This is a genomic window from Streptomyces sp. CAI-85 (assembly GCF_013363615.1).
GTDB classification, from domain to species: domain Bacteria; phylum Actinomycetota; class Actinomycetes; order Streptomycetales; family Streptomycetaceae; genus Streptomyces; species Streptomyces antibioticus_B.
On record NZ_JAANNX010000003.1, the window covers coordinates 222067 to 248162 of the forward strand.

Here is a 26096-nt window from a genome sequence, read left to right on the forward strand (position 1 = left end):
TGAGCAGCGGGACCGCCCGCGCCGTAAGGGAGGACGATCCCGGCAGTTCGCATGTCCATGAGGAGGAAGCGCTCGATGGCGTTCCGCGGTCGGAAGGTGTGGTGGTGGCGGTGGCGGCGCAACCCGCTCAAGCGCCGCGCCGACACGGTGGAGGCGTGGGTCGTGCTCGGCGCGTGGACGCTGACCCTCCTCGTCGGGGCGCTGGCGGGATGGGCGGCCATCGGGGCCGTCGAACGGAGCCTGGCCCGGGAACGCGTCGAGTGGCGGCCCCTGGTCGGCCGGCTGACCGGACAGGCGCCCGGCCAGTCCACCGGCGGCTCCGCCCGGGGCGACCATGTGTGGGCCGAGGTCGGCTGGACCGGCCCGGACGGCTCCGCCCACACCGGCCAGGTCCGCGTCGCCTCCGGCAGCCCCGCCGGCACCCCGGTCACCCTCTGGACGGACGGCCGCGGCCGCCTGGTCACCCAGCCGGTCACCCCGGCCCAGGCCCGGCTGCGCGCCGTCCTGGTCGGCTGCCTCGCCGGCCCTGGTGCGGCCACCTTCCCCTACGCGGCCGGGCACTACCTCCGCAGCCGCCTCGAACGCCGCCGCATCCGGCAGTGGGACACGGACTGGGCCGAGTTCGAGGCGGTGTGGGGGCGGCGGATGGGGTGAGGCCGGGGCGGCCCCGCCCCTCGGACGCCCCGCCCCTCGGACGCCCCGCCCCTCGGACGCCCCGCCCCTCGGGCGCCCCAGCTCTCAGAGGCCCAGGCTCCGCTCCAGAATCGCGTCGACGTCCGCCCCGCCCGGCAGCGTCCCGAAGGCGTGTCCCCAGTCGCCGGAGAGGCGGGTCGCGCAGAAGGCGTCGGCCACGGCCGGCGGGGCGTGGCGGACCAGGAGGGACGCCTGGAGGGTGAGGGCCATCTGCTCGACCAGACGGCGCGCGCCGGCCGGTGTCGCCTCGCCCAGCAGGGTTCGCAGACGGGTCACCGCCGCGTCGAGGCGGGCGTCCGCCCCCTCGGCGAGGGCGAGTTCGGCGAAGAGGGCGTCCGCGGTGGCCGGATCGCGGGTCAGGGCGCGCAGCACGTCGAGCGCGTTGACGTTGCCCGAGCCCTCCCAGATCGACAGCAGCGGTGCCTCGCGGTAGTGCCGGGGCATGCCCGAGTCCTCCACGTACCCGTTGCCGCCCAGGCACTCCAGGGCCTCCGCGGTGAAGGCGGGGCCACGCTTGGTCACCCAGTACTTGCCGACGGCGGTCGCGATCCGCCGGAACGCCTGCTCGCCCGCGTCCCCCCGCACCGCGCGGTCCGCGGCCCCGGCCAGCCGCAGCGTGAGCGTGGTCGCCGCCTCCGACTCCAGCGCCAGGTCGGCCAGGACGTTGCGCATCAGCGGCTGGTCCATCAGCAGCGCCCCGAACGCGCCCCGGTGCCGGACATGGTGCCCCGCCTCGACGAGCGTCTTGCGCATCAGCGTCGCCGACGCCATCACGCAGTCCAGACGCGTGCAGTTGACCATCTCGATGATGGTCTTCACGCCCTGCCCCTCGGGCCCGACCAGCCAGGCCACCGTGCCGTCGAACTCCGGCTCGGAGGACGCGTTGGAACGGTTGCCCAGCTTGTCCTTCAGCCGCTGGACGCGGAACGTGTTGCGGGTGCCGTCCGGCAGCACCCGCGGCACCAGGAAGCAGGACAGCCCGCCGGGCGCCTGCGCCAGCACCAGGAACACGTCGCACATCGGCGCCGAGGTGAACCACTTGTGCCCGCGCAGGGTGTACACCCCGGGCTCGGCCGTGGGCGTGGCCGCCGTGGTGTTCGTCCGGACGTCGGAGCCGCCCTGCTTCTCCGTCATCCCCATCCCGGCGAGCAGCCCGCGCTTCGACGTCGGCTCCCGCAGCCCCGGGTCGTACTCCCGGCTGGTCAGCAGCGGCTCGTAGACCTTGGCCAGCCCGGGCTCGCGGCGCAGCGCGGGGACGGCCGCGTACGTCATCGACGTGGGGCAGCCGTGCCCGGCCTCGCTGTGGCCCCACACCAGCCCGCCCGCCGTCCGGGCGACGTGCGCGCCGGGCCGGTCGTCGGCCCAGGGCGCCCCGGCCAGCCCCTCGGCCACGGCGACCCGCATCAGCTCGTGCCAGCTCGGGTGGAAGTCGACCTCGTCGACCCGGTGGCCGTAGCGGTCGTGGGTGCGCAGCACCGGCTCGTGCCGGTTCGCCAGCTCGCCCCACTCCTGCGCCTCGGCACCGCCGGCCAGCAGCCCGATCCGGCGGACGTCCGCCTCCGCCCACCCGGCCCCCTCCCGCCGCAGCCCCTCCAGCAGGGCGGTGTCGGCGGAGGCGTCGTAGGGGGCGAGGGGCGGCGCCTGATTGGTCACGTCGTGCGTCGCGGACGACACGAGCTGCGCGAAGGACTGCGCGGGGGACTGCACCGGGGTCGAGGTCATGCCCACCATGTTGCACTTTCTCTGCGGCTGTAGCAATAGTGCAACATCATGGGGGGTGGGCGGAGCGACGTACAGTTCGTGCCCATGCGCATGAACGTCTCGGCGGAACCCGGCGCGGTCGACCTGCGGCCGCTGTCCGCGCGGTCCGTGGTGCTCAGCCTGCTGCTCGGCACCCACCCGCCCGAGCTTCCGGCGAAGGACCTGGTGCGCGGGGTGGAGCCGTTCGGCGTCGGCGGCTCGACGGTGCGCGCGGCGCTCAGCCGGATGGTCGCGGCCGGTGATCTGCGGCGCGCCGACGGCGTCTACCGGCTCAGCGACCGGCTGCTGGAACGCCAGCGCCGCCAGGACGACGCCGTGAGCCCCGACACGCGCGCGTGGGACGGCGACTGGGAGATGGCCGTGATCACCGCGACCGGCCGCGGCCCCGCGGAACGCGCCGATCTGCGCACCCGGTTGACGGCCCTCAGGCTCGCCGAACTCCGCGAGGGCGTCTGGCTGCGCCCCGCCAACCTGGGCCGCCCCTGGCCCCCCGGCCTCGACGAGGTGCTCCGGCACTTCACCGCACGGCCCGCGGAGCCCGCCGTCGAGCTGGCGGCGGACCTGTGGCCGCTGGACGCCTGGGCGGACACCGCCAGGGCACTGCTGACCCACGCCGAACGCGCGCGTCACCCCGCCGACCGCTTCACGGCCGTCGCCGCGGTCGTACGGCATCTGCTCGCCGACCCCGTGCTGCCCGCCGCGCTGCTGCCCGCCGACTGGCCGGGCCCCGCCCTGCGCGCCGCGTACGAGGAGTACCGGCGCACTCTCACCGCCGCGACCCTCGGCGGCGGTTAGCGCGCACGGCAACGGCGGCCGTGCGAAGCGTCGTTGAGGGACGCTCCGCACGGCCGCCTTCACCGTGGGGGGAGAGAGCCGAAGGGCCGGGGCCTACTTGTAGGTGATGTCCGAGGACGTGTACTTGCAGTAAGTCCCGTCCGCGCCGGAGCCGTTGGTGGACGGCTCCTTACCCGTGTTGTTCCCGATGTACTTCTGGCACGGGACGATCTTCTTGCCGCTGTCGCCCACGATGGTGATCTTCTTGAGGGTCGCGCTGTCCCCGTAGTTGGTGTTGATGCCGACCAACTTGCTTCCCGAGTAGGTCGCTTCGACGGTGTCGAGGTTGATCGTCCGCTTGTACTGCGTCGAGCAGTTGCCGCAGGAGCGGACGAAGGTGCCGAAGCTCTGCACCGCGAAGTTGGAGACGTTGAGCGTGCCGGCGCCGTTGAACTGGAACACCTTGTCGCTGGCCGACCGCGCCCCGCCGCCCGAGACGGTGTACACGTTGGACGACGAGGAGCCGCGGAAGGTGGCGGCGTCCTCGCCGACGTCCTCCCACCAGACGTTCTGGAGCGTGCAACTGCCCTTGCAGTGGATGCCGTCGGCGGCGGGCGCGCCGAGGATGACGTTCTTGACGACGGCACCGGCCGCCAGCTCCAGGATCGGCCCCTGGTCCTCGTCCTGGCTGCCGCTGCCCAGGTCGCCGGTGCCGTAGAGGCGGATCATCCCGTAGTCCTTGGTGCCGGAGACCGAGATGGTCGAGGAGACGGCCTGGCTGCCGGTCGCGCCGGGCCAGGTGGCCGCGCTCGCCGGGGTGAGGCCGCCGCCGGTCATGAGCAGGCCGACGGTCAGGCCGGCCGCGGCGAGTGAGCCGGTCAGTGCGCGCCGTGGGGCGCGTGGTCGTGTAGCAGAAGTCATGTCCCGTTCCTTCTGTGGTGGGGGTTGAGAGGGAGGGGTGTGCGCGTACCTGAACGCTGTACGTCACTCTGAACCACCTGCTGAGACAGTGCGGCCTTTGGGGGATCCTGAGGAGCGGCTCGGTCACACTGCTGAACGGAACGTAGAGGGTAAGCGCTTTCTAGTCAACGCCTCCCGCAGAAAGCGGCTTCGCGGCCGAACGGCCCTTTGCGGGAAGGTGGTTGAAGACCAGGTTCAGAACGATCGCGGTCACGCAGCCCGCGCTGATCCCGCTGTTCATCACCGTCTGGAACCAGTCCGGGAACCGTGCGTAGACCGTCGGCACCCCCACCGGCAGGACGCCCATCGCGACCGAGACCGCCACCACCGTCAGATTGTGGTTGCCCTTGAAGTCGACCTCGGCCAGGGTGCGCAGCCCGCTCGCCGCGACCGTCCCGAACATCACCAGCCCCGCACCGCCGAGCACCGGCGCCGGGATCGCCGCCACCACCGCGCCCAGCTTGGGCAGCAGTCCGAGCACCACGAGCATGCCGCCCGCCGCCGCGACCACCCAGCGGCTGCGCACCCGGGTCATGCCGACCAGGCCCACGTTCTGCGCGTACGCCGTGTAGGGGAAGGTGTTGAACACCCCGCCCAGGACGGTGGAGAGACCGTCGGCGCGCAGTCCGTCCGCGAGCGAGCGCCGCTCGACCTTGCGGTCGGTCATCTCGCCCACCGCGATCAGGTCGCCGGTCGTCTCGGTCATCGTCACCAGCGCCACCACCAGCATCGAGACGACGGCCGAGACCTCGAACGTGGGAGCGCCGAAGTGGAACGGCGTGCTGACCCCGATCCAGTCGGCGTCCCCGACCCCGCCGAAGTCCGTGAACCCGAACGGCACCGCGACCGCGAGACCCACCGCGATACCGGCCAGCACCGCGATCCGGCTCAGGAACTCCGGCGCGAACCGCTGCACTCCGAGCACCACCGCCAGCACGAACGCGGCGAGCGCCAGGTTCTTCGGCGCCCCGAAGTCCGCCGAACCCACCCCGCCGGCCGCCCAGTTGCCCGCCACCGGCAGCAGCGAGAGGCCGATGATCAGGATGACGGTGCCGGTGACCAGCGGCGGGAAGAAGCGCAACAGCCGGCCGAACACCGGGGCGAGCAGCACGATCGCGAGGCCCGCCACGATCACCGAGCCGTAGATCGCGGGGAGTCCGCCGCCCGTCGTCCCGATCAGGACCATCGGGGACACGGCGGCGAACGTACAGCCCTGCATGATCGGCAGCCGCACTCCGAAGCGCCAGAAGCCGACGCACTGGATCAGCGTGGCTATGCCGCACACCAGCAGGTCGGCGGTGATCAGATACGCCAGGTCGGCGGCCGACAGCTTCATCGCACCGCCGACGATCAGCGGCACGGCCACGGCGCCCGCGTACATCGCGAGCACATGCTGAAGCCCGAACGCGGCCAACTGCCGTACGGGAGGCACCTCGTCGACGGGATGAACAGGCGGAGCGGAAGAAGTGGCGGCGGGCGAGGGCGGGTTCGTGGTCATGGGTACTCCAGCGCGGGGGCGGAATCCGGACAGCACGAGACCGTACGGCCGTTAAACAGATTGTTGATTTCGCCGGTGTTGCCGATGTGTGTATCGCTCAGCGACCCGTGGCCGCCCACAGGGCCGCCCAGTCCGGCAGCTTCACCACGCCCCGCCCCAGGGAGGCGCCGAGCGCCGCCTCGGCCCGCTCGATCGCCAGCCAGCCGTCCCAGCCGACCGGCTCCACCCCGGCCTCCCGCAGCAGCGGGAGCGCGTCGTCCGGCACCGGCCGGGAGAGGAGCGCCGGACCGTCCGCGAGCAGCGCGGCCGCCGTCTCCTTCGCGCACGGCCGGTTGGTGCCGATGACCCCGGTCGGACCGCGCTTGATCCAGCCCGCCACGTACTCGCCGGGCGCCACCGCGCCCTCGCGCAGCACCCTGCCGTCCCGCTGCGGCACCGTGCCCCGCTCCGCGTCGAACGGCAGCCCCTCCAGCGGCACTCCGAGATAGCCCACGGACCGCAGCACCAACTGCGCCTCGACGTCCTCGAACCGGCCGGTCCCCGTCACCCCGCCGTGTCCGTCCGGCACGGTCCGCTCGAACCGCACCGCGCCCACCCGGCCGCCGTCCGTGAGGAGTTCGACCGGCCGCAGGAAGAACCGCAGCCGGATCCGCCGCCGTACGTCCCGGTGGGGCAGGGCCGTCCAGGCGCGCAGCACCTCGACGTTACGGCGCTGCGCGGGCGGCAGCCCGGACGGATCGCGGTACGCCGGATCCAGCGCGAGTTCCGCCTCGTCCACGATCACGTCGGTGTCCGGCAGCGCGCCCAGCTCCCGCAGCTCCTTGGTGGTGAAGCGGGCCTGGGAGGGGCCGCGCCGGCCCACCATGCTGATCTCGGTGATCCCGCTCCCGGCCAGCGCGGTCAGCGCCGCCTCCGGCATGTCGGTCGGGCTCAGCTCGGCCGCGCCGCGGGCCAGGATCCGGGTGACGTCCACCGCGACGTTCCCCACGCCGATCACCACGGCCGAGCGGGCGCCCCGCACGAAACCGTCGGTGACCGTGTCCGGATGGGCGCTGTACCAGGACACGAACTCCGTCGCCGACCAACTGCCCGGCAGATCCTCGCCGGGAATGCCGAGCCGCCGGTCGGCGGAGGCGCCCACGCAGTACACGACCGCGTGATACAGCTCGCGCAGCCGGTCGACGCCCACCCCGCCCGCCCCGACCGTCACACCGCCCAGGAAGCGCACGCGCTCGTGCTCCAGCACGGTCCGCAGGTTCCGCTGGAGCGACTTGATCTTCTCGTGGTCCGGGGCGACGCCGTACCGCACCAGGCCGTACGGGCACGGCAGCCGGTCCAGGACGTCGACGCGCACCTCGGGATCCTGCTGGACCAGGCACTGGGCGGTGTAGACCCCGCTGGGGCCGGATCCGACCACGGCGACACGCAGCACGGCGGTGCTCCTTCCCACGGGGGACGGAGGTGATCGCTGGTGTCTTCAGCATCGCACCGTTGCCGCTCCGCTGACAGGGTGCTGTGCCCGCGGGAGCCGTGCGTGTCCGTTCGTATGGAAAGTGATCATGCGGTTACGTTGCGTGTGTGCTAGAAGCATCGTTTCTTAATCTTTCCGATCGGTCCGCCGAGGACGGCACGGTGTCCGTCTGGCCCGCCTGGGAGGTGCAGGAGGGTGCCGGTGCCACGTCCTGGTCCCATGTCCGGCTGGAGTTCCCGGACGGCGCACGGGTCGAGCTGCTGGCCGTCGTCGCCGACGGGCATGTCTCCATCGAGGACGTCCGCGCCATGCCGGCCCTCTCCCTGATCGACCTGACGGAGCTGGCGGACTGGATCGAGGGACCGCTGTTCGAGTGGTGCGGCGGGGGCGTGCCGGCGGCGGTGGAAGCCCAGGTGGCCCTTCCGGCGGCCGGTGACGCTGGTGAGGCCGGCGGGCCCGAGGGGTACGGCGGGTGCGGACTGCCGGCTGAGCCCGGCGGCATCCCCGATCTGGGCGCCGCCGCCGAGCCCGCCGTACCGGCCGAGGAACCCGCACCCGCCGGACCTGCCGAGGACGCCGTGACCGCCGTACCCGCCGAGCGCCCCGAGCCGCTCGGACCTCCTGGGCCCCCTGGACCCCCCGGCCCCCGTCGGGCCCGGCCCGCGTGGCCTCGTGGGGGTCAGGGGCGGTGGCTGGTCGCGCAGGAGTATCGCGCCGCCCAGGAGGACGGGTTCGACCCCGTGCTCGCGGTGATGTGCGCGACCGGGCACAGTCGCCGCAGGTCGCTGCGGCTGATCGCCCAGGCGCGGGACGCCGGGTACCTGGCGCCGCGGCACGCCAGGCGGTGAGACGGTGGCCCGGAGCGGGTCACAGCATCCGGCGCATCCGGTTGATCTCGCTCGACTGCTGGGCCACCACGTCGTCCGCCATCTCCTCGATCAGCAGGTTGTTCCCCTGCGCCTTTACGTCGGTGGCCATGGTGATCGCGCCCTCGTGATGGGCGATCATCAGGGTCAGGAAGAGATCGTCGAACGCCTTGCCCTCCGCCGCGCGCAGCTTCTCGAGCTGCGCCGCGGTGGCCATGCCGGGCATCGCGTCATGGGTGTGGGCGTCGGCGGTCTCCGACTTGCCGTGGGTCGTGAGCCAGCCCCGCATCGTCTCGATCTCCGGCTGCTGCGCGGCGGAGATGCGCAGGGCGAGGCGCTTCACGTCCCCCGACCGGGCCCGGTCCGGGACGAGTCGAGTCATCTCCAGTGCCTGGGCGTGGTGTTCGATCATCTTGCGGGCGTAGGCCACGTCGGCCGAGTTCGGGGTGTCGTCCTCGGCGCGCCGGTCCGCCGCCTCCTCGGCCGAGAGCGTGCTGTTCGCCTCGCCCGGCATGCCCGGAGCGATCACCGAAGGGCCGTCCGCCGCACCCGACTTGGCCTCCGTGTCCGAGTCGCAGGCGGCCAGCGCCAGGACGAGCGACGCGACCGCGGTGACCAGGGCTACCCGGCGGTTGAGCACAACGACCTCCAGTGACAAGGGAATTGGGGGAACAGGACCGTCCACTCGGGCATCCGTTCAGGGATCCACTCGGGATTCTTCGCCCTACTGATCAAAATCATTCATGACGAATGCGTTGCCGACCTTTGATCTGTGCATGATGAAGACGATACTTCGGAGCACCGTGAACCGTTCCCCCACGAACGGCAACTAGGGAGGATGCAGTGACCCTGTTGAACGATCCCCGAACGCGGCGCAGACGCATGGGTGTCGTAGCCGCCTGTACCGGACTGCTGGCCGCACTGCTCACCGCCGTACCGGCCGCCGCGACCCCCGACCCCGGGGACGCACCGGCCACGGAGCAAGGGATCTCCCGCAGTGCACAGGCTGAGGCCGCCGAGGCGATAGCCGCCGGCGAGATACCCGGGCAGGACGAGATCGTCCACTCCGACAACATCGAGCACCTCGTCAACATCCCCAAGGACGCCTTGCCGGGCACCAATTCGGACCTGGCGTTCCAGGGCAAGTACGCCTTCGCCGGCAACTACGACGGCTTCCGCATCTTCGACATCAGCAGGCCGAAGGCGCCGAGGACCGTCGCCCAGGTGCTCTGCCCGGGCTCGCAGAACGACATCTCGGTCTCGGGCGATCTGCTCTTCCTCTCCACCGACTCCTCGCGCAGCGACAGCAGTTGCAACAGCACCACGCAGCCCGCGACGGAGAAGTCCTCCTGGGAGGGCATGAAGGTCTTCGACATCAGCGACATCAGGAACCCGAAGTACGTCGCCGCCGTCGAGACCGCCTGCGGCTCGCACACCCACACGCTGGTGCCCGAGCGCAAGAACGTCTACGTGTACGTCTCCTCGTACTCGCCGAGCGCCACCTACCCGGACTGCCAGCCGCCGCACGACGGCATCTCCGTCATCAAGGTGCCGCGCAAGGCGCCCGAGCGGGCGGCGGTCGTGAGCTTCCCCGTCCTCTTCCCGGGCGAGGGCCCCGACGGCGGCGGCAACCCGGGCTCGCCCACCAACCCGGGCGTGTCCAAGACCACCGGCTGCCACGACATCACCGTCCTGCCGGACAAGGACCTGGCGGCCGGCGCCTGCATGGGTGACGGCATCCTGTTCTCCATCAAGGACCCGGAGAACCCGAAGGTGATCGACCAGGTCCAGGACAACGTCAACTTCGCGTTCTGGCACTCGGCGACCTTCAACCAGAAGGCCGACAAGGTCGTCTTCACCGATGAGCTGGGCGGCGGCGGCGCGGCCACCTGCAACGCGGAGATCGGCCCGGACCGCGGTGCCGACGGCATCTACGACATCGTCGGCAAGGGCGACAAGCGCAAGCTGGTCTTCCGCAGCTACTTCAAGATCCCGCGCCACCAGGCGGACACCGAGAACTGTGTCGCCCACAACGGCTCGTTGATCCCGGTCAAGGGCAAGGACCTGATGGTCCAGGCGTGGTACCAGGGCGGCGTCTCGGTCTGGGACTTCACCAACTCCTCGAAGCCGAAGGAGATCGCGTACTTCGAGCGCGGCCCGATCTCCACCACCACGCTCGTCGGCGGGGGAGCCTGGTCGGCGTACTACTACAACGGCTACATCTACTCGAACGACATCGCCAAGGGCTTCGACGTGCTGAAGCTCAGCGACCGGCGCACGGATCCGGCGAAGCGGATCCGCCTGGACGAGCTGAACGTCCAGACCCAGCCGGACTACTTCGACTGACCCTCGCGCTTCGTCCCGGGCGGCTCCGTGGCGAAGAACCGCGACAGGTCCGTGTCACAACTCCCGCCGGGCGCCTCGGCGTCCGGCGGGACCCCCAGCTCCCGGTCCAGCCCGTACCGCTCGAACAGCTCCTCACGCATCGCGGCGACCGGCATGCCGACGGTGGGCAGCACGATCGCGAAGACGGCGCCCATCAGCACCGAGCGCAGCATCGGGTAGTCGGCGTCCACGTTCCGTGAGCCGTAGCGGGCCAGGGTGTCCCGCAGCAGTTCGGCCAGCCGCTGCTGTTCCGGGCAGCGCACGAACCCCTCGGCCTGGAGCAGCCCGGCCATGTGCTGCCGCATCAGCACGGTGCGGTTCCCGGCCAGACCCAGGATCGCGTCGATGGCCCGCGCCATCCGCTCCCGGCCGTCCTCCGTGCGCGGCTCGCGCTCCAGTGCCTCTTCCAGCGTGCGGTGCATGAGCCGGTGCACGGCCGACTGCACGAGCTGGCGCTTGCCCGGGAAGTAGTACGACACCAGTCCGCGGGCCGAACCCGCGCGGTCCGCGATGTCGCCGAGCGTCGTCGCCTCGTAGCCGTGCTCGCTCACCGCCTCGACGGCCGCCTGAAGCAGCCGCTCCCGGGAACGCCGTCGCAATTCTTCATTGACCGAGGCGCTGCGCGGGGACATCCTGTAACTCCTGCGTTGACTGGCTGCCAGCCAACTATACTCAACGCAACCCGGACGGCTCCGAACGGAAACCCTCCGGGCTGCCGCCCGCTCTGGGCGACGCGGGGGATCGCCCAGAGCGGGCGCACTTTTCCCCTGATGGTGGCCTGGGGCTACCGACCTGGGGTGGTGCGTTGAGGTCTTCGGGGAACGGTGTGGACGCCCTGGATGCCCTCGGGGCCCACATAGCCGTACCGGCGCGGCGCGCCTGGCGTGCTCATGGGCGCCATCGCAGGTGGGCGGCGATTGCCAGGGTGGTCAGGAGGGCGCCGAGGAGCCAGCCGGCGAGGACGTCCGTGGGCCAGTGGACGCCCAGCCAGATGCGGGTCAGGCCGACGCCCACCACCGAGACCACGGCCACCGCCACCGCCGTACGCCACACCGCGGGGGCGACGCCGTGGCGGTGCAGCAGCCACAGCAGGACGCCGCACACCAGCGTGGCCGTCAGCGCGTGGCCCGAGGGGTAGGCCGCGTACTGCGCGGAGTCGACGGGATCGGGCCAGACCGGGCGCTCCCGGCCGACGGCGGCCTTGAGGCCCTGCTGGACGAGGGTCCCCACCGTCGCCGTCACGACCAGCCACGCCGCCGTCCACCAGTCCGCGTACCGCCACATCAGCCACACGGCCACCGCCGCTCCCAGCAGGCGCATGGTCAGCGGATCCCAGACCCAGTCCGTCAGGACACGGCACACCTGGGTGAACCCCGGGTCGGCGACGGCCCAGCGGTGGGTGGTGCGCGAGATGTCCTCGTCGACGGAGAGCAGGGGGCGCCACTCCGCTCCCACCAGGGCGAGCAGCAGCAGCGAACACAGGCCCAGGAGACAGGAGACCGTGAGCGCCGTGCGCAGGGCGGGGGGACGGTGGGGGAAGTCGACAGACAGGTTGGGCATGCTGTGATCCTCCCCGACTTGTGGGGTTACAGGCCAACCTGTGACGTTTGAGTCGACCGGTGCGTGTTCAGCCCAGCGCGCGCAGCCCCGGTACCAGGGTCACCAGCACCGGGATCACCGGCACCAGCGACGCCGCCGCCGTCAGCCGCAGCCGCCGCGCGGCCGTCAGCCGGTCCGGCGGGGTGAGCAGCCGGTTCACCCGCTGCGGGACGTTCGCCTGCGGGGTCGGCGCGGGACCGAACACCCCCCGCTCCTCGTTGAGTTCGACCAGCGCCAGCGCGGTCGTGAGCCGGCCGAAGCGGCGCGACGCCACGTCGTCCGCCGCCAGCTCCACCAGCCGGTGCATCTCGTCCTGGAACGCGGCGAACACCGGGACCTGCGGAAACCCCGTGGCCAGCGCGGACGAGGAGTGCAGCAGCCAGTCGTGCCGCGCCTGCGCGTGCCCCTGCTCGTGCGCCAGTACGGCGTCCAGTTGACGCCCTTTCAGACGTCGCAACGCGGCCGTGGTGACGACCAGTTGAGGCGCCGCACCCGGCAGCCACCAGGCGTCGGGACGCTTGCCCTCCAGGACCACCAGCCGCCCGCCCGTCGCCTCCTCGCCCGGCAACAGCGGCGCCCGCACCAGCAGTTCGGCCTGCCGCGACCGGCGCCGGACCCTGGCCCGTACGACCTCCCGGACCAGCATCGCCCCGCTCCACAGCCCACCGCACGCCAGCGCCACCGCGGTCGCCGCCGCCCACGGACCTGTCGGGCCCAGTCCGTACGCCTCCACCACCGCCTGCGGGGCCGGTGCGAAGACATGGCCCCGCACCGCCTGCCAGGCCGCCGCCGCGCTGAGCGTCATCGACAGGGCGCAGCACAGCAGGACCGCTACCACCACGCACTGCCACGCCCACAGGGCGACCACCGGTTCACGGTCCGGCCAGTCGGCCCGGGCGATCAGCCGGGGCGCGGCCACGGCGGTCAGGGCTCCGAGCAACAGCAGGACCGCGGGGACCATCATGGGCAGAACCCTATGAGCGGCGCGCCGCTCAGGGGTACGCGTTGTCCCGGCAAAGTGACGCAGACCACGCCGGCGCGGTGCCGACTGCCGTCTCCGGAGCGGGACTTGAACATCGGGGCGCGAGGCGTACCCGGGTCACATCGTCAGCAGCATCGCCAGCATCCCGATCCCCATGGACAGCCGGCACGCCCGTGCCAGCTCGGGCCGGTCACCCCACGCGACGCCGGACCCGGACCGGGACCCGACGGTCCCCGCAGGGACCGCCACCGGAACCTGCACCGGCAGCAGACGCGCCCCCGCCACCAGGACGTATCCGGTGAAGTACAGCAGCAGGACACCCGTCAGCAGCGGGACCCCGGCGCCGGCGTGCCCATGGGTGTGGCCGGAGGCAGACGCGGGGGAGCCGGCCATCACCGCCGCCATGTAGACCATCGCGGAGGCCCCGACCAGATGATGCAGATGGTGCGGCCGCGCGCGGGACGCCCGCAGCGCCCACAGTGCCCGCAGCGCCGCCGCTCCGAACACCGCCGCGTAGACCGGCCACGCCCACCCGGGCGGGGTGAACACCGCGGCGGGTATCGCCATCGCGGCCATGCCGAACCCCATGAGCGCCTCCCCGCCCGCGGCCCGGCGCTGTTCCTCGACGGCGCTGCGCATCCGCAGCAGACAGTAGGCACCGGTCGCCGCGCACAGCGCGACCAGCAGCCAGCCGGGCGAAGCCGGTCCGTGCACACGCACCTCCCCGCTCGACATCACGACGTCTCGTCATGGCGTCGTGTCATCACGTCGCGTCATCGCGTCGAGGGATGCGATGCCCACGCCACGCGGCGCGCACGCGAGCGCAAGGGTGTACACGGGGAGCATTCGACGGAGCGCAGAGTTGTTTCACGAGTAAAACACATGCTAAATTAATAGGCATGCCCCGACCCCGCCTCCCCCTCGCCGACGTGCTGCGCCTCGATCGTCCCTCCGACATCTGGTTCAAGCCGGCCCTCAGCGTGGTCGTCGCCGTCGCCCTGCCGAACCTGCTCCTGCTGGCCCTCGGCCGACTGGACCTGGCGGTGTACACGATGGCCGGGTCCCTGTGCGCCCTGTACGCCCACAACCGTCCCTACGCGGCCCGCGCCCGGGTCCTGGCCTGGGTGGTGCTCGGCATGACCGGAGGTCTGGCCGTCGCGCTGGTCGCGGCCTCCTTCACCGACAGCGCCGTCGTCCTCGTCACCGTCGGCGCGCTGCTGGCGGCGGCGCAGAAGGTGCTGTGCGACGCGACCCGGCTCGGCCCGCCGGCCAATGTCATCCTCGCCTTCATCAGCTCCGCCTCGCTCTTCCTGCCGGGGACCCTCGGACAGGTCCCCGGCCATGTGGCGCTCGCCCTCGGTGCGGGCGCCTGGGCCTGGCTCGTCTGCATGGCGCCGGGCCTGCTGCGCCCGCACGGCCCGGAGCGCCGCGCCACCGCCCACGCCCTCACCCTGGCGGCGGCGTACGCCGACCAGGCCCCCTCGGACTCACACACCGCCCACCCCCACCCCCACTCCCGCACCGCCGCGGCCGCCGCCGTCCACGCCGCCTGGCAGACGGTGATGTCGGCCCACGGCGACACCACGCGCCGCGCCCTCGAACGGCTCCTGATCCGTGCCGAGGTCGCGCTCGCCGCCCCCGCCGAGAGCGACCCCGTCCGGCTCCGCGCCTGGGCCCGCGACCTGCGCGGCACCGCGCCGCTCCCGCGCCCCGACGACCACCTGGACGACGACCACCTGGACGACGACGAGCTGGCCGGCGCCGAAGCCGAACGGGCCGTCGGCCGGGCCCCGCTCCGGCGCCGTCTCGGCCCGCTCGCCCCCATCGCCGTACGCACCGCCCTCGGCTGCGCCCTCGCCGGATACGCCTCCCTCGCGCTGGGCGTCGGCCGCCCGTACTGGGCCCTGGTGACCGCCGCCTCCCTCTACCAGGCGAACGTCACCCTCACCTGGAACCGCGCCGTCCAGCGCGTCGTCGGCAATCTCGCCGGCGTCCTCGTCTTCGCGGCGCTCGTCCCGCTCACCCGGGTCCACCAGGTGGCGCTCGTGCTGGTCTGCCTCGCGCTGAACTTCGGCGCGGAGGCGTTGATCAGCCGCAACTACTGGCTCGGCAGCGTCTGCGTGACCCCCATGGCGCTGCTCATCACGGAGTTCGCCCAGTACCAGGACTCGGGCCGGCTGATCACGGAACGGGTCGTGGACACCCTCGTCGGCGCGGCGGTCGGATTCGTCGCCGCGATCGCCGTCACCAACCGCCGCGCCGGGGACCGTCTCGGACACGCCCTGACGGCCGTGGAGGAGGCCCGGGACCGGGCGGCGCGCCTCCTGGCGGCACCGCACCCCGCCCCCGCCGCGCTGGAGCAGGCCCGCCGCGGCCTCGCCGCCGCCCTGGTCGATCTGCGGGCCACCGCCGAGGCCGCCGCCGGCGAATGGTGGCAGCGCGCACTCCCCGAGGAGCGGGTGGTGACGGCCGAGCAGTCGGCACACCGTACGCTCGCGGCGACGGTACGACGCCAGGGACTCCACCTGGCCCCCACCCACGCGCGAGCGGAGGACGTACGGCGATGACGGCGACGCAGGGACGACCGGCGGCCGGAGACGGGACGAACGGCGACCTCGCCGCGGAATCCCCGGGAGCCGCGGAATCCCCGGGAGCCGGGGAAGGCTCGGCGGGCCGGAGCGACACGGTCGCCGGTGTCGTAGGACAGTGGCGGGTCGTCCGGCCCGAGCTGGACACCGGGCCCATGGAGATCGTCGGGCGGGTGAACCGCTGTGCCGCCCTGCTGCAACAGGCCGAGTCCGCGCCGCTGCGGCGGGCGGGGCTGAGCCGGCCCGAGTTCGACCTGCTGGGCGCGCTCATGCGCACCGGACACGAACTGACCCCCGGGGAACTGGCCCGCGAGACCTTCTCCTCCGGGGCCGCGGTCACCAAACGCCTCAAGGTGCTCACCGAACGCGGGCTGGTGGAGCGACGCGGCGACACCCGGGACCGGCGCGTCTCCCACCTCCGGCTCACGGACGCGGGCCGGGACCTGGTCGACGCCGTCATGCCCGAGCAACTGGCCTACGAGGGCGCGGTACTTTCCCCCCTGGACGACGACCGGCAGAACGAACTCGCCGATCTGCTGGGGGAGTTGCTGAGCCGTCTGGAGGGACATCTGCGGACGAGGCAGCCCTGAGGGGCCCGTTGGCGTGAGCGAACGGGACGGACCGGCTACTCGCCCGCCCCGTTCTGCCCGTTCTCCCCGTCCTCCTCGCACGGTTCGTACAGGCCGAAGACCGCCCCCTGCGGATCGCGCAGCACCGCGAACCGGGGGCCGTCCGGTGCCTTCGCGGGTTCCATGAGCGCCGTCGCGCCCGCGTCCAGGGCGGTCGCCACGGAGGCGTCCAGTTCGGCCACCACGAAGTACGGCAGCCAGTGCGGCGGGACCTCCGGGGGGTACTTCTCGTCCATCCTGACCATGCCGCCGAAGTCCACGCCGCCGACGCCCCAGTGCACGTAGTCCTCCGAGGAGCGGACGGTCCAGCCGAACACGATCGAGTAGAACGCCTCCGCCGGTGCCGGATCGCGGGTCAGCAGCTCCACCCAGCCCAGCGAGCCCGGTTCGTCGAACAGCCCGGCGCCGGGGAAGGAGACCGCCTGCCAGAGCTGGAACGCGGCGCCGCCCGGATCGAGGGCGACGACGAAACGGCCCAGGTCGAACACGTCCATCGGGCCCACCAGGACGGTGCCGCCGGCCTCGGTCAGCAGCCGGGCGGTCACGTCGGCGTCCGACACCGCGAAGGAGACGTTCCAGGCGCACGGCCGGCTCTCCTGGTGGAGCGGGGCCAGCGCGGCGACGGCCTCCTCGCCCAGGTGCGCCACGGTGTAGCCGCCGGCCTCCTGCCGGGGATCGCGTTCCGGGCGCCAGCCGAACAGCTCCGTGTAGAACCGCTTCGCCGCGTCCGGATCGGAGGTGCCCAGCTCCACCCAGCAGGGCCGGCCGGGCACGGGCGCGTCGGGCTTCATGGCGTTCCTTCCGGTCCAGCGTCCGGTGCTCCGGAGAAAGAGCCCCCTTGCTCCGGAGAAAGAACCCCCTTTCAGCACGCTATGCCCCGCCCCGCCCGGCGGCATCCTCGGCGTGACCGCGTCAGATCCCCGGCCGGTACCGGATCGGATGGTCCGCCGGCACCTCCACCAGCACGATCGGGGTGCCGTCCGGATCCTCGATCCACATCTCGACCAGCCCCCACGGCTCCTTCACCGGCGGCCGCACAACGGTGACCCCGGCGGCCCGCAGCTCCTCGTGGGCCGCGGTGACGTCCGCGACCTGGAGCCACAGCCGGACGGCGGGATCCGTGTCCGCCGGTGCCGGTGAACGCCCCGAGACCTCCAGGAAGCCGCCGCCGAGGAAGTAGACGACCCCGCGATCCGGGCCCGTACCGAACTCGCGGTACACGGCCAGGCCGAGCTGATCGCCGTAGAAACGCCGGGAACGCTCAGGGTCGGTGGGCCGGAGCAGGATCCTGCTGCTGAGTACATGCACCATGCGTCCCGAGCCTAGGGGCCCGTGGGGGAGGGAGTTACGCTCGTCCCTGCCCGAGCCGTGCCCGAGAATCGGAGAGCCACCTCATGGAGACCGCCGCCACCACCGCGTCCGGACTCACCTTCCGCGATGCCACCGACGCCGATGTGGACGTCCTGGTCGCGCTCGTGGAGTCGGCGTACCGGGGGGACAGCAGCCGGGCCGGCTGGACCACGGAGGCGGACATCCTGGAGGGCCAGCGGACCGACCCCGAGGGCGTCCTGGAGGTCATCAAGTCGCCCGACAGCCGTCTGCTGGTCGTCGAGCGGGACGGCCGGACCGTCGCCTGCTGCCAGCTCGAACACCGCGGCGACCACGCCTACTTCGGCATGTTCGCGGTCAGCCCGACCCTCCAGGGCGCGGGCCTCGGCAAGCTCGTCATCGCGGAGGCCGAACGCCAGGCCCGCGCGACCTGGGGCGTCGCCGAGATGCACATGACGGTGATCGACGTACGCGAGGACCTCATCGCCTGGTACGAACGCCGCGGCTACCGCCGCACGGGCCGCACCAGCCCCTTCCCCTACGGCGACGACCGCTTCGGCATCCCCCAGCGCACGGACCTCCGCTTCGAGCTGCTGGTCAAGCCGCTGGTGTAGTCGCGCCGCCACGCGTCCGGCCGCCGGGCGGGCGGCACCACTCCCGTCAGGGCCGCTCGCCCAGCCCCGGATAGTCCGTCGTCACCCCGTCCAGCTCCAGCGTGTGCACCAGGCGGAGCTGTTCCTGGGTGTTCACGACCCACGCGATGATGCGGAGGTCCCGCTTGCGGGCCTCCTCGACGATCTCCAGGGTCAGACGGCGGAGGTTCAGGCAGACCGTGGCCGCGCCCGCGTCCACGGCACGGTCCACGATGTCGAGGCCGTAGCGGCTGCCGATCAGGGCGGTGCGGATGCCGGGCACCAGACGGGACATCTCGGTGACGGCCGCGTCGTGGAAGGAGGACACCTCGACCCGGTCCGCCAGATCCCGCTCCCGGATCACCTCGGCGAGCACCCGCGCCGCCTGGATGTCCTTGATCTCGGCCTGGAGCGGCAGCGTCACCGCGTCCAGGACCTCCTCGAACACCGGCACCCGCTCGCCGCGTCCCGCGTCCAGCGCACGCAGTTCCGCGAGCGTGAGATCGGCGATGGTACCGCTCCCATCGGTCGTCCGATCGACGTCCGGATCGTGCATGACCACCAGCGCACCGTCTCTGCTCACATGCAGATCGAGTTCGATCGCGTCCAGGCCGGCCCGCTCGGCGGCGACGAAGGAACGCAGGGTGTTCTCGGGCTCGACACCCATGACTCCGCGGTGACCGATGGTGAGGAACTTCAAGACGGGGCTCGCTTCCGTCGTCGACGGTGGGGGGAGAAGCTCGCAGCCTAACGGCCACCGGTGGTCATGGACACGTGTAGGTCGCCGCACCCTGGGCAGCCGGTAGCGGAAGCGCTCGCTCCTGCGATGTCCAACAGGAAAAAGTGCGGTGAAGTTGCGGGCGTGCAGGATAATTTCCCGGGCCTCCACTTGCTGAAGGAAACCCCGTATGTATACGGTCTCCATACGCGAGGTTCTCCCGTGGAGGATGGGACATGACGGAAATTCTTGTGCAGGCGGCTGTGGGGGAGAACGTTCCTCCGATGACCAGGGTGGTGGAGCACCCGGCCTGGCCCGTGCTCAAGGATGCCGTGGAGCGGATCCGCCCCTGGCAGTCCAAGGACGGGTCGATCGACTTCACGGCTGACGGCGCGCCCGGGCGCGCGGAGGCCGAGCAGGCCGTCCGCGCGGTGATCGAGGCCGTCGAGGAGCTGTCCCCGCTGCTCCCGCACGACGACGCCTACCACCGCGCCCTGGTCGCCGACCTGCGCACCTGGGCCGAGGGCGGCTTCGAGGTGCCGGACTTCCTGGACTCGCTGCTGGCCTTCCAGCCCGCCGCCGACCGCCGCGACGGCCTCCAGCACCTGGTCGTCTTCCCGATGTACACGCAGAACGGCAACCCCGACCGCAACCTCGAGGCCGTCGTGCTGCGCATGGTGTGGCCGGAGTGGCTCGCCGAGCTGGAGGCCACCCGCTACGACAACCCGCTGTTCTGCGGGATCACCTTCGAGGACTTCACGGCCGGGTACGACACCAACTCCGCCGTGCTCTTCCCGGAGACCATCGCCGTCCGCGAGGCGCCGGAACGTTTCTCCTGGGGTGGCATCTTCTGCGACCGCGAAGCCGCCCGCTTCCGCCGCGTCACCGACGCCGCCGTCGGCATCCTGGGCATGCAGCTCCCCGAGGACATCGCCGCCATGGTCCACGACCAGAAGCGCTGCGAGGAGGCGTTCGTCCTGTGGGACATGGTCCACGACCGCACCCACAGCCACGGCGACCTGCCGTTCGACCCCTTCATGATCAAGCAGCGCCAGCCGTTCTGGATGTACGGCCTGGAGGAGCTGCGCTGCGACCTCACCGCCTTCAAGGAGGCCGTGAAGCTGGAGGCCGACGGCGTCCCGCAGGCCCGTGACGTGCAGTACGCGGTCCTCTTCGACCGGATGTTCCGCTTCCCGCTCACCGGCGAGCGCGTGCGCAACTACGACGGTCTCGGCGGCCAGCTCCTCTTCGCCTACCTGCACAAGCACGACGTCGTCCGCTGGACCGACAACAAGCTGTTCATCGACTGGCAGCGCGCCCCGCAGGTCACCAACCAGCTCTGCGCCGAGATCGAGACGCTCTACCGCGACGGCATCGACCGCCCGAAGCTGGTCCACTGGTTCGCCGGCTACGAGCTGGTCTCCACCTATCTCTCCCCGCACCCGGGCTCCAAGTGGGCCAAGGGTCCCGACGCCCTCGACCTGTCCCTGCCGCCGCGGAAACTCGTCGATGACGTGCTTCCGGACGAGTTTCCGCTGAGCATGTTCTATGAGGCCCTGTCCAAGAAGCTCAAGAACGTGATCGCCTCCACGAAGGGCATCACGGCGGACAGCGCCGACCGGGTCGCCGCGTGAGCGACCGTACGAACACCGCTCAGCAGGAGGCAAGGATGGGGAACGGGGCTCTCAACGGTGCGGTGATCGCGGTGGCCGGCGCGGGCGGACCCGCCGGCCGGGCGGCACTGCTCAGGCTCGCCGAGGCGGGCGCCACCGTCGTCGGCGCGGACAACGACCCCGAGCGCCTGGCGGAGGCCGTCGACGCGGCCCGCTACGGCGCCGGCGGCGCCACCGTCACCGGCGAGCCGGTCGACCTGCTCGACCTGGACTCCACCCGGGACTGGGCGCACCGCGTCGAGAAGGAGTACGGCCGGGTCGACGGCGTCGTCCACCTCGTCGGCGGCTGGCGGGGCAGCGAGACGTTCATCAAGACCAGCCTGGACGACTGGGACTTCCTGGAGCTGCTGCTCGTCAAGACCGTGCAGCACACGTCGCTCGCCTTCTTCGAGGCCCTCCAGCGCAGCGACCGCGGCCGGTACGTGCTGATCAGCGCCGCTGGCGCCACCAACCCCAGCGCGGGCAACGCCGCGTACGCCGCCGCCAAGGCCGCCGCCGAGGCGTGGACCCTCGCGCTCGCCGACGCCTTCCGCAAGGCCGGGGGCGCCGAGGGGCCGACCTCCGCGGCTGCGATCCTGGTGGTGAAGGCGTTGGTGCACGAGGCGATGCGCGCCGACCGGCCCAACGCGAAGTTCGCGGGCTTCACGGACGTCAAGGACCTGGCCGAGGCCATCACCGGTGTCTGGGACAAGCCCGCATCCGAAGTGAACGGACAGCGTCTGTGGCTTACCGAGAAGCCGTGAATCCTCCGAAGACCGACGCGCGTCGCCACCACGACCCCGAGGTCCGCGGTTTCGCCAGCGACAACTACGCCGGGGCCCACCCGGAGGTGATGGCCGCCCTGGCCCTGGCCAACGGCGGCCATCAGGTGGCGTACGGCGAGGACGACTACACCGAGCATCTCCAGGGGATCATCCGCAGCCACTTCGGCCCCACGGCGGAGGCGTTCCCGGTCTTCAACGGCACCGGCGCCAATGTCGTCGCGCTCCAGGCGGTCACCGACCGCTGGGGCGCGGTGATCTGCGCCGAGAGCGCCCACATCAACGTGGACGAGGGCGGCGCGCCCGAGCGCATGGGCGGGCTGAAGCTGCTCACCGTGCCGACCCCGGACGGCAAGCTCACGCCCGAGCTGATCGACCGGCAGGCGTGGGGCTTCGAGGACGAGCACCGGGCGATGCCGCAGGTCGTGTCGATCACCCAGAGCACCGAGCTGGGCACCCTCTACACGCCCGACGAGATCCGCGCGATCTGCGACCACGCGCACGCGCACGGTCTGAAGGTCCACCTCGACGGCTCCCGGATAGCCAACGCGGCGGCCTCGCTGAACGTTCCGATGCGGACGTTCACCAACGCGGTCGGCGTCGACATCCTCTCGCTGGGCGGCACGAAGAACGGCGCCCTGTTCGGCGAGGCGGTCGTCGTCATCAACCAGGACGCGGTGCGGCGGATGAAGCATCTGCGCAAGCTGTCCATGCAGCTCGCCTCCAAGATGCGGTTCGTCTCCGTGCAGTTGGAGGCGCTGCTCGCCAAGGACCTGTGGCTGCGCAACGCCCGGCACGCCAACGAGATGGCCCAGCGGCTTGCCGAGGGCGCCCGCGCGGTGCACGGCGTGGAGATCCTTCACCCGGTGCAGGCGAACGGCGTCTTCGCGCGCCTGCCGCACGAGGTGAGCCTGCGGCTCCAGAAGCGGTTCCGCTTCTACTTCTGGGACGAGGCGGCGGGTGACGTGCGCTGGATGTGCGCGTACGACACGACCGAGGAGGACGTGGACCTGTTCGTCGCGGCGCTGAAGGAGGAGATGGCGCGCTAGCGCGTGCACTCTGGCGTTGTGCATAGATATGCGGTCACGCGGAAATTCATTGACTCCTGGGTGATCGCATTTCTATGCTCTGAGCCCATGGAGCTGATCCAGCAGAACCCGGACCTGTCCGCCTACTTGGCCGCTGACGAGGTCATAGACCATCACCACCCGGTCGTCCGCGCCACGGCCGCCCGCCTCGCCTCGAACGCCTCCGACTCGTATGCCTATGCGCGACTCGCCTTCGAGTACGTCCGCGATGTCATCCCCCACTCCCAGGACGCCGGCGATCCGCGCGTGACCTGGCGGGCCTCCGACGTCCTGGAGCAGACCACGGGCATCTGCTACGCCAAGGCCCACGCGCTGGCCGCGCTGCTGCGGGCCGAGGACATCCCCACGGCGCTCTGCTACCAGCGCTTCGACGTCCTCCACGGTCTGATCGCCGTCCGCTTCAACGGCGCCTGGCACCGCCAGGACCCCCGAGGCAACAAGCCCGGCGTGAACGCCCAGTTCTCCCTGACGGGCGAACAACTGGCCTTCGTACCCGACTCGGAGGCGGGCGAAGAGGACGACCCGATCCTCTACGCGACCCCACCCCCGGCGATCCTCTCGGCCCTCAAGTCGGCTTCCGACCGCGACCAGTTGTGGAGCAGCTTGCCGACGGCGCTGGTATGAGCTTGGCGGCCGACGGGTGGCCGGTGGCCGGGGTGGGCGACGGGCCTCCGTCACGCGGTCGGCGGCGCGTGACCGTGGCCGTTCTGCCCGCCGCGCTCCATGACGCGGCACACCTCCTGGGACCCGTCGGACGACAAGAGTCGGCGGATTCGGCCGCGCGCACGCGACGGGGGCCGGTGCCGTGGTGCTCACGTGGCCGGACGGCCGGTGACGTCAAGGCGCTGCCGGAAGCGGCGCACCGGCGCGGGAGCCCAGGCCGCCCGGTCGCGGCGGCACCCTGCCCCGGGCTCGCCGCAGGGCGGTCGTCGGTGGGCCGCAGCCGGGGAGGTTCCTGTGCGGGCGGGGATCGGCGGTGCGCCGCCCGGAGGTGCTGTGTGCCTCTGCGGCTCTCGTGCGGGCCGGGGCGCCATCGACGGCAGTGCGCGGCGCCCTGCGCCGGTGGCGCGCCGTTTCGCGTCAGCTTGCTCCGGGTCGCGTCCTGGCGCAGAGGTCTGTCGGCGACTGTCCTCGGCAAAGGGCGTACGGTGCGCGCTCTCCCGGCTCTCGCCGGAAATAAGGGGGCCCGTGCCCACACCGCCAGGTCCACCGGATGGCAGGTTCGTCAGCGGGGGCGGGCCCGGGCCACGCCTACCCGACCGGGTTCGGCCCCATGTCGCTCACGTGGCCGGACGGCCGTCGGTGGCGCCCGGCCTTTCGGGCGGCGGGCCGGTCCGGCGACGCTGTCGGCCGGGGGTGCCCTCATACAGACAGTCACCGACGGAGGCGCCGGGAGACGTGTCGCCCGACGCGCCCGAGCCGGGGCGTGCGGCCTGCCATGGGCCTTGCCGGGCGGCACGGCGTCGAGCCGCCGGTGGCGTCGGCCGGCCCGGTCGCCGTTCTGCCCGCCCGGCCGGGGGAGTGTCACGCCGTCAGGGCGCGCCCCTTGCGAACAACCTCAGCGCGCCTCCGCCGCCCGTACCTGTTCCGGGGCCGGTGCTGCTGTGCCGCTCACGGGGCCGGACGGCCGTCGGCCGGGGTTGCCCTCAGACAGAAAGCCGCCGACGGAGGTGCCGGGAGACCTGTCGGCCCGACGCGCCCCGCGCCGGGGCATGCGGCCTGCCATGGGCCTCGCCGGGCGGCACGGCGTCGAGCCGCCGGTGGCGTCGGCCGGCCGGTCGCCGTCCTGCCCGCCCGGCCGGGGGAGCCTCACGCCGTCAGGGCGCGCCCCCTGCGAACAACTTCAGCGCGCCTCCGCCGCCCGTACCTGTTCCGGGGTCGGGGCCGTGCCGCCGAGGTGGGCCGGCATCCACCAGGTGTCGGTGGCGTCCTTGGGGCGGACCGGGTACGCGCGCTGGGCGGCCTCCAGGAGTTCCTGGACGCGTTCGCGGAGCTGGCGGGTCAGGGCGCCCGCGTACTTGTCGCGAGACGCCTCCAGCGCCTCGCCGACCCGGATGGTGATCGGGGTGTGGCTGCGCTTGAAGTTGCGCGGGTGGCCCTTGGTCCACAGCCGCTGCGTGCCCCAGACGGCCATCGGGATCAGCGGGACGCCCGCCTCCTGGGCCATCCGGGCCGCGCCCGACTTGAAGCTCTTCAGCGTGAAGGACTGCGAGATCGTCGCCTCGGGGAAGACGCCCACGATCTCGCCGGACCGCAGCGAGTCCAGCGCGTGCTGGTAGGCCGTCTCGCCCTGCTCGCGGTCGACCGGGATGTGCTTCATCCCGCGCATCAGCGGACCGGAGATCCGGTGGCGGAACACGGACTCCTTCGCCATGAACCGAACGAGACGTTTCTGCGGGAGGGCCGCGAGACCGTTGAAGATGAAGTCGAGGTAGCTGATGTGATTGCTCACCAGCACGGCTCCGCCCGAGCGCGGGATGTTCTCCGACCCCTGGCAGTCGATCTTGAGGTCCCAGGCCTTGAACAAGGTCTGGGCGAGGCCGACGACGGGACGGTAGACAAGCTCTGCCATGGGCGGGGCGAACCCTTCCTCTTGCCCGGAAAGGAATACCCCCGCGGGCAAAGTTACGCAGCCGTAGGTTTACGGCATGTCGCAGATCGTGCCCGAAGAACGGCCGGGGGGCCAGCCCTGGTGCCCCATGGCGACGAGATCCTCGTCACGTGACCCCCTTGATCCACCTCGGGCTTTTAAGCCGCCTTTACTCCGCGCGTACCGTCACCCGCCGCACGAGCAGGTACAACTCGCACCCCAGGCAGTACCCGAAAGCGGCATTGAGGAAGGCCGCCGCCAGCGCCGCCCCGGTCGCGGCGAGCCCCAGCCACTGCGGCCCCAGCACGAACCCGACCAGCCCGAGCACCGCGAACGCGAGCCCCACCGCCTGCGCGAACCGCGGCGGTTCCGGCGCCTCGAAGACCGTCGGCGGCCCGAGCCGCGGCCGCACCGCCCTGCGGAACACCCAGCCGTACGGCGAGCGCCCCACCCCGCCCGCCGCGCCGAGCGCGAACGCCAGCGTCTGCCAGGCCAGCAGCCAGGCACTGCCCGTGACCAGGACGACCGCGAGCACTACGGTCGTCACGGCGGCCCCGAACCGGGGGCCTCTCGCATCGATGTCCATGAATCAAGCATTCCGCAGCGGAAACGATTCCTGGGCCCGGGAATCTTTGCAGTCTCGTGAACGCTGGAGCCGTAGATGACAGGACTGGTGGTGTGTGTGCTGGTGCTCGCCGCCGCGAGCGCCTTCGGAGTGCTGCATCGGCGGCGGAGCGGGAGGGTCCGGGTGCGCGGGCGTGACGACGGAAAGCGGCTCGACGCCGCCCGGCTCGGCGGCGACCTGGGGGAGCGGGCCACGCTCGTGCAGTTCTCCAGCGCCTTCTGCGCGCCCTGCCGCGCCACCCGACGCATTCTCGGCGAGGTGGCCGTGATGGTCCCCGGTGTCGCGCACATCGAGATCGACGCCGAGGAACACCTCGACCTGGTGCGCGAGCTGGACATCCTCAAGACCCCCACCGTCCTGGTGCTGGACGCCGGCGGCTGGGTGGTCCGGCGGGCCACCGGACAGCCCCGCAGGGCGGACGTCATCGCGGCGCTGGGCGAGGCGGTGTGACGGCCCGTCGGGGCACGGTGCGGC

26 protein-coding genes are annotated in these 26096 nt (G+C 72.0%); 12 read left to right on the forward strand and 14 right to left on the reverse strand.

What is annotated here, in order from left to right; translation table 11 throughout:
- Positions 1-75 precede the first annotated feature (75 nt).
- A complete protein-coding gene (locus G6W55_RS06545) occupies positions 76-654 on the forward strand; it encodes a hypothetical protein (RefSeq protein WP_175519826.1) in 579 nt (192 codons plus the stop codon).
- A gap of 84 nt (positions 655-738) precedes the next feature.
- On the opposite strand, the gene G6W55_RS06550 is transcribed toward G6W55_RS06545, so the two are convergent.
- Positions 739-2415: an acyl-CoA dehydrogenase family protein gene (locus G6W55_RS06550; RefSeq protein WP_175519827.1), complete on the reverse strand. Its 1677-nt coding sequence runs from the start codon at positions 2413-2415 to the stop codon at positions 739-741.
- Positions 2416-2499: 84 nt separating this feature from the next.
- On the opposite strand from G6W55_RS06550, the gene G6W55_RS06555 reads away from it, so the two are divergent.
- Positions 2500-3249 carry a PaaX family transcriptional regulator C-terminal domain-containing protein gene (locus G6W55_RS06555; RefSeq protein WP_175519828.1) on the forward strand — a complete coding sequence of 250 codons (750 nt, stop codon included), beginning with the start codon at positions 2500-2502 and terminating at the stop codon, positions 3247-3249.
- Between the two features lie 93 nt (positions 3250-3342).
- Here G6W55_RS06555 and G6W55_RS06560 read toward each other — a convergent pair whose 3' ends face one another.
- From G6W55_RS06560 to G6W55_RS06570, 3 genes are all read right to left on the reverse strand, one after another.
- Complete coding sequence (locus G6W55_RS06560; RefSeq protein ID WP_175519829.1) at positions 3343-4149, reverse strand: pectate lyase; 807 nt, start codon at positions 4147-4149, stop codon at positions 3343-3345.
- Positions 4150-4309: 160 nt separating this feature from the next.
- Positions 4310-5686: a nucleobase:cation symporter-2 family protein gene (locus G6W55_RS06565; RefSeq protein ID WP_175519830.1), complete on the reverse strand. Its 1377-nt coding sequence runs from the start codon at positions 5684-5686 to the stop codon at positions 4310-4312.
- Positions 5687-5783: 97 nt separating this feature from the next.
- Complete coding sequence (locus G6W55_RS06570; RefSeq protein ID WP_175519831.1) at positions 5784-7118, reverse strand: FAD-dependent oxidoreductase; 1335 nt, start codon at positions 7116-7118, stop codon at positions 5784-5786.
- A gap of 200 nt (positions 7119-7318) precedes the next feature.
- Here G6W55_RS06570 and G6W55_RS06575 point away from each other — a divergent pair, with 200 nt between their 5' ends.
- On the forward strand, positions 7319-8005 hold the full coding sequence (locus G6W55_RS06575) for a DUF6214 family protein (RefSeq protein WP_175519832.1): 687 nt from the start codon (positions 7319-7321) through the stop codon (positions 8003-8005).
- Positions 8006-8024: 19 nt separating this feature from the next.
- Here the strand turns inward: G6W55_RS06575 and G6W55_RS06580 are convergent, their stop codons facing one another.
- A complete protein-coding gene (locus tag G6W55_RS06580; RefSeq protein ID WP_175519833.1) occupies positions 8025-8663 on the reverse strand; it encodes a DUF305 domain-containing protein in 639 nt (212 codons plus the stop codon).
- Positions 8664-8905: 242 nt separating this feature from the next.
- Between G6W55_RS06580 and G6W55_RS06585 the strand changes: the two genes are divergently transcribed.
- On the forward strand, positions 8906-10369 hold the full coding sequence (locus tag G6W55_RS06585) for a hypothetical protein (RefSeq protein ID WP_217686589.1): 1464 nt from the start codon (positions 8906-8908) through the stop codon (positions 10367-10369).
- Here the strand turns inward: G6W55_RS06585 and G6W55_RS06590 are convergent.
- The 4 genes from G6W55_RS06590 to G6W55_RS06605 all read right to left on the reverse strand — a co-directional run bounded on the left by G6W55_RS06590 (position 10357) and on the right by G6W55_RS06605 (position 13703).
- A complete protein-coding gene (locus G6W55_RS06590) occupies positions 10357-11040 on the reverse strand; it encodes a TetR/AcrR family transcriptional regulator (protein ID WP_175519835.1) in 684 nt (227 codons plus the stop codon). The two genes, G6W55_RS06585 and G6W55_RS06590, sit on opposite strands and share 13 nt — an antisense overlap.
- Positions 11041-11296: 256 nt before the next feature.
- Positions 11297-11968, reverse strand: a complete 672-nt coding sequence (locus G6W55_RS06595; protein WP_175519836.1) for a phosphatase PAP2 family protein — start codon at positions 11966-11968, stop codon at positions 11297-11299.
- Between the two features lie 67 nt (positions 11969-12035).
- Positions 12036-12971: a M56 family metallopeptidase gene (locus G6W55_RS06600; protein ID WP_175519837.1), complete on the reverse strand. Its 936-nt coding sequence runs from the start codon at positions 12969-12971 to the stop codon at positions 12036-12038.
- A gap of 135 nt (positions 12972-13106) precedes the next feature.
- Positions 13107-13703, reverse strand: a complete 597-nt coding sequence (locus G6W55_RS06605) for a DUF5134 domain-containing protein (protein ID WP_175519838.1) — start codon at positions 13701-13703, stop codon at positions 13107-13109.
- Positions 13704-13888: 185 nt separating this feature from the next.
- Between G6W55_RS06605 and G6W55_RS06610 the strand changes: the two genes are divergently transcribed.
- Positions 13889-15556, forward strand: a complete 1668-nt coding sequence (locus tag G6W55_RS06610; protein ID WP_175519839.1) for an FUSC family protein — start codon at positions 13889-13891, stop codon at positions 15554-15556.
- Entirely contained in the window at positions 15553-16167 is a 615-nt protein-coding gene (locus G6W55_RS06615) for a MarR family winged helix-turn-helix transcriptional regulator (protein ID WP_175519840.1), read from the forward strand. The genes G6W55_RS06610 and G6W55_RS06615 overlap by 4 nt, the downstream gene beginning before the upstream one ends.
- A 35-nt stretch (positions 16168-16202) precedes the next feature.
- On the opposite strand, the gene G6W55_RS06620 is transcribed toward G6W55_RS06615, so the two are convergent.
- Both G6W55_RS06620 and G6W55_RS06625 read right to left on the reverse strand, forming a co-directional pair.
- The gene (locus G6W55_RS06620; RefSeq protein ID WP_175519841.1) at positions 16203-16997 is read right to left on the reverse strand and encodes a VOC family protein; all 795 of its coding nucleotides are present in this window, start codon (positions 16995-16997) and stop codon (positions 16203-16205) included.
- Between the two features lie 121 nt (positions 16998-17118).
- Entirely contained in the window at positions 17119-17517 is a 399-nt protein-coding gene (locus G6W55_RS06625) for a VOC family protein (RefSeq protein WP_175519842.1), read from the reverse strand.
- Positions 17518-17600: 83 nt separating this feature from the next.
- Here G6W55_RS06625 and G6W55_RS06630 point away from each other — a divergent pair, with 83 nt between their 5' ends.
- Positions 17601-18149: a GNAT family N-acetyltransferase gene (locus G6W55_RS06630; protein ID WP_175519843.1), complete on the forward strand. Its 549-nt coding sequence runs from the start codon at positions 17601-17603 to the stop codon at positions 18147-18149.
- A gap of 46 nt (positions 18150-18195) precedes the next feature.
- Here G6W55_RS06630 and G6W55_RS06635 read toward each other — a convergent pair whose 3' ends face one another.
- A complete protein-coding gene (locus G6W55_RS06635; RefSeq protein ID WP_175519844.1) occupies positions 18196-18867 on the reverse strand; it encodes a glycerophosphodiester phosphodiesterase family protein in 672 nt (223 codons plus the stop codon).
- A gap of 254 nt (positions 18868-19121) precedes the next feature.
- Between G6W55_RS06635 and G6W55_RS06640 the strand changes: the two genes are divergently transcribed.
- The 4 genes from G6W55_RS06640 (at position 19122) to G6W55_RS06655 (ending at position 23031) form a co-directional block, all read left to right on the forward strand.
- Positions 19122-20519: a DUF6421 family protein gene (locus G6W55_RS06640; RefSeq protein ID WP_175519845.1), complete on the forward strand. Its 1398-nt coding sequence runs from the start codon at positions 19122-19124 to the stop codon at positions 20517-20519.
- Between the two features lie 35 nt (positions 20520-20554).
- On the forward strand, positions 20555-21301 hold the full coding sequence (locus G6W55_RS06645) for an SDR family oxidoreductase (protein ID WP_030786961.1): 747 nt from the start codon (positions 20555-20557) through the stop codon (positions 21299-21301).
- Positions 21298-22368, forward strand: a complete 1071-nt coding sequence (locus G6W55_RS06650) for a low specificity L-threonine aldolase (protein WP_175519846.1) — start codon at positions 21298-21300, stop codon at positions 22366-22368. The genes G6W55_RS06645 and G6W55_RS06650 overlap by 4 nt, the downstream gene beginning before the upstream one ends.
- 87 nt (positions 22369-22455) lie before the next feature.
- On the forward strand, positions 22456-23031 hold the full coding sequence (locus G6W55_RS06655; protein ID WP_175519847.1) for a transglutaminase domain-containing protein: 576 nt from the start codon (positions 22456-22458) through the stop codon (positions 23029-23031).
- A 1219-nt stretch (positions 23032-24250) separates the two neighbouring features.
- On the opposite strand, the gene G6W55_RS06660 is transcribed toward G6W55_RS06655, so the two are convergent.
- A complete protein-coding gene (locus G6W55_RS06660) occupies positions 24251-24979 on the reverse strand; it encodes a 1-acyl-sn-glycerol-3-phosphate acyltransferase (protein WP_175519848.1) in 729 nt (242 codons plus the stop codon).
- 187 nt (positions 24980-25166) lie between these two features.
- Positions 25167-25583, reverse strand: coding sequence for a DUF4395 domain-containing protein (locus G6W55_RS06665; protein WP_175519849.1), 417 nt, complete (start codon positions 25581-25583; stop codon positions 25167-25169).
- A gap of 75 nt (positions 25584-25658) precedes the next feature.
- On the opposite strand from G6W55_RS06665, the gene G6W55_RS06670 reads away from it, so the two are divergent.
- Positions 25659-26072, forward strand: coding sequence for a thioredoxin family protein (locus tag G6W55_RS06670; protein ID WP_175519850.1), 414 nt, complete (start codon positions 25659-25661; stop codon positions 26070-26072).
- Positions 26073-26096: the final 24 nt, after the last annotated feature.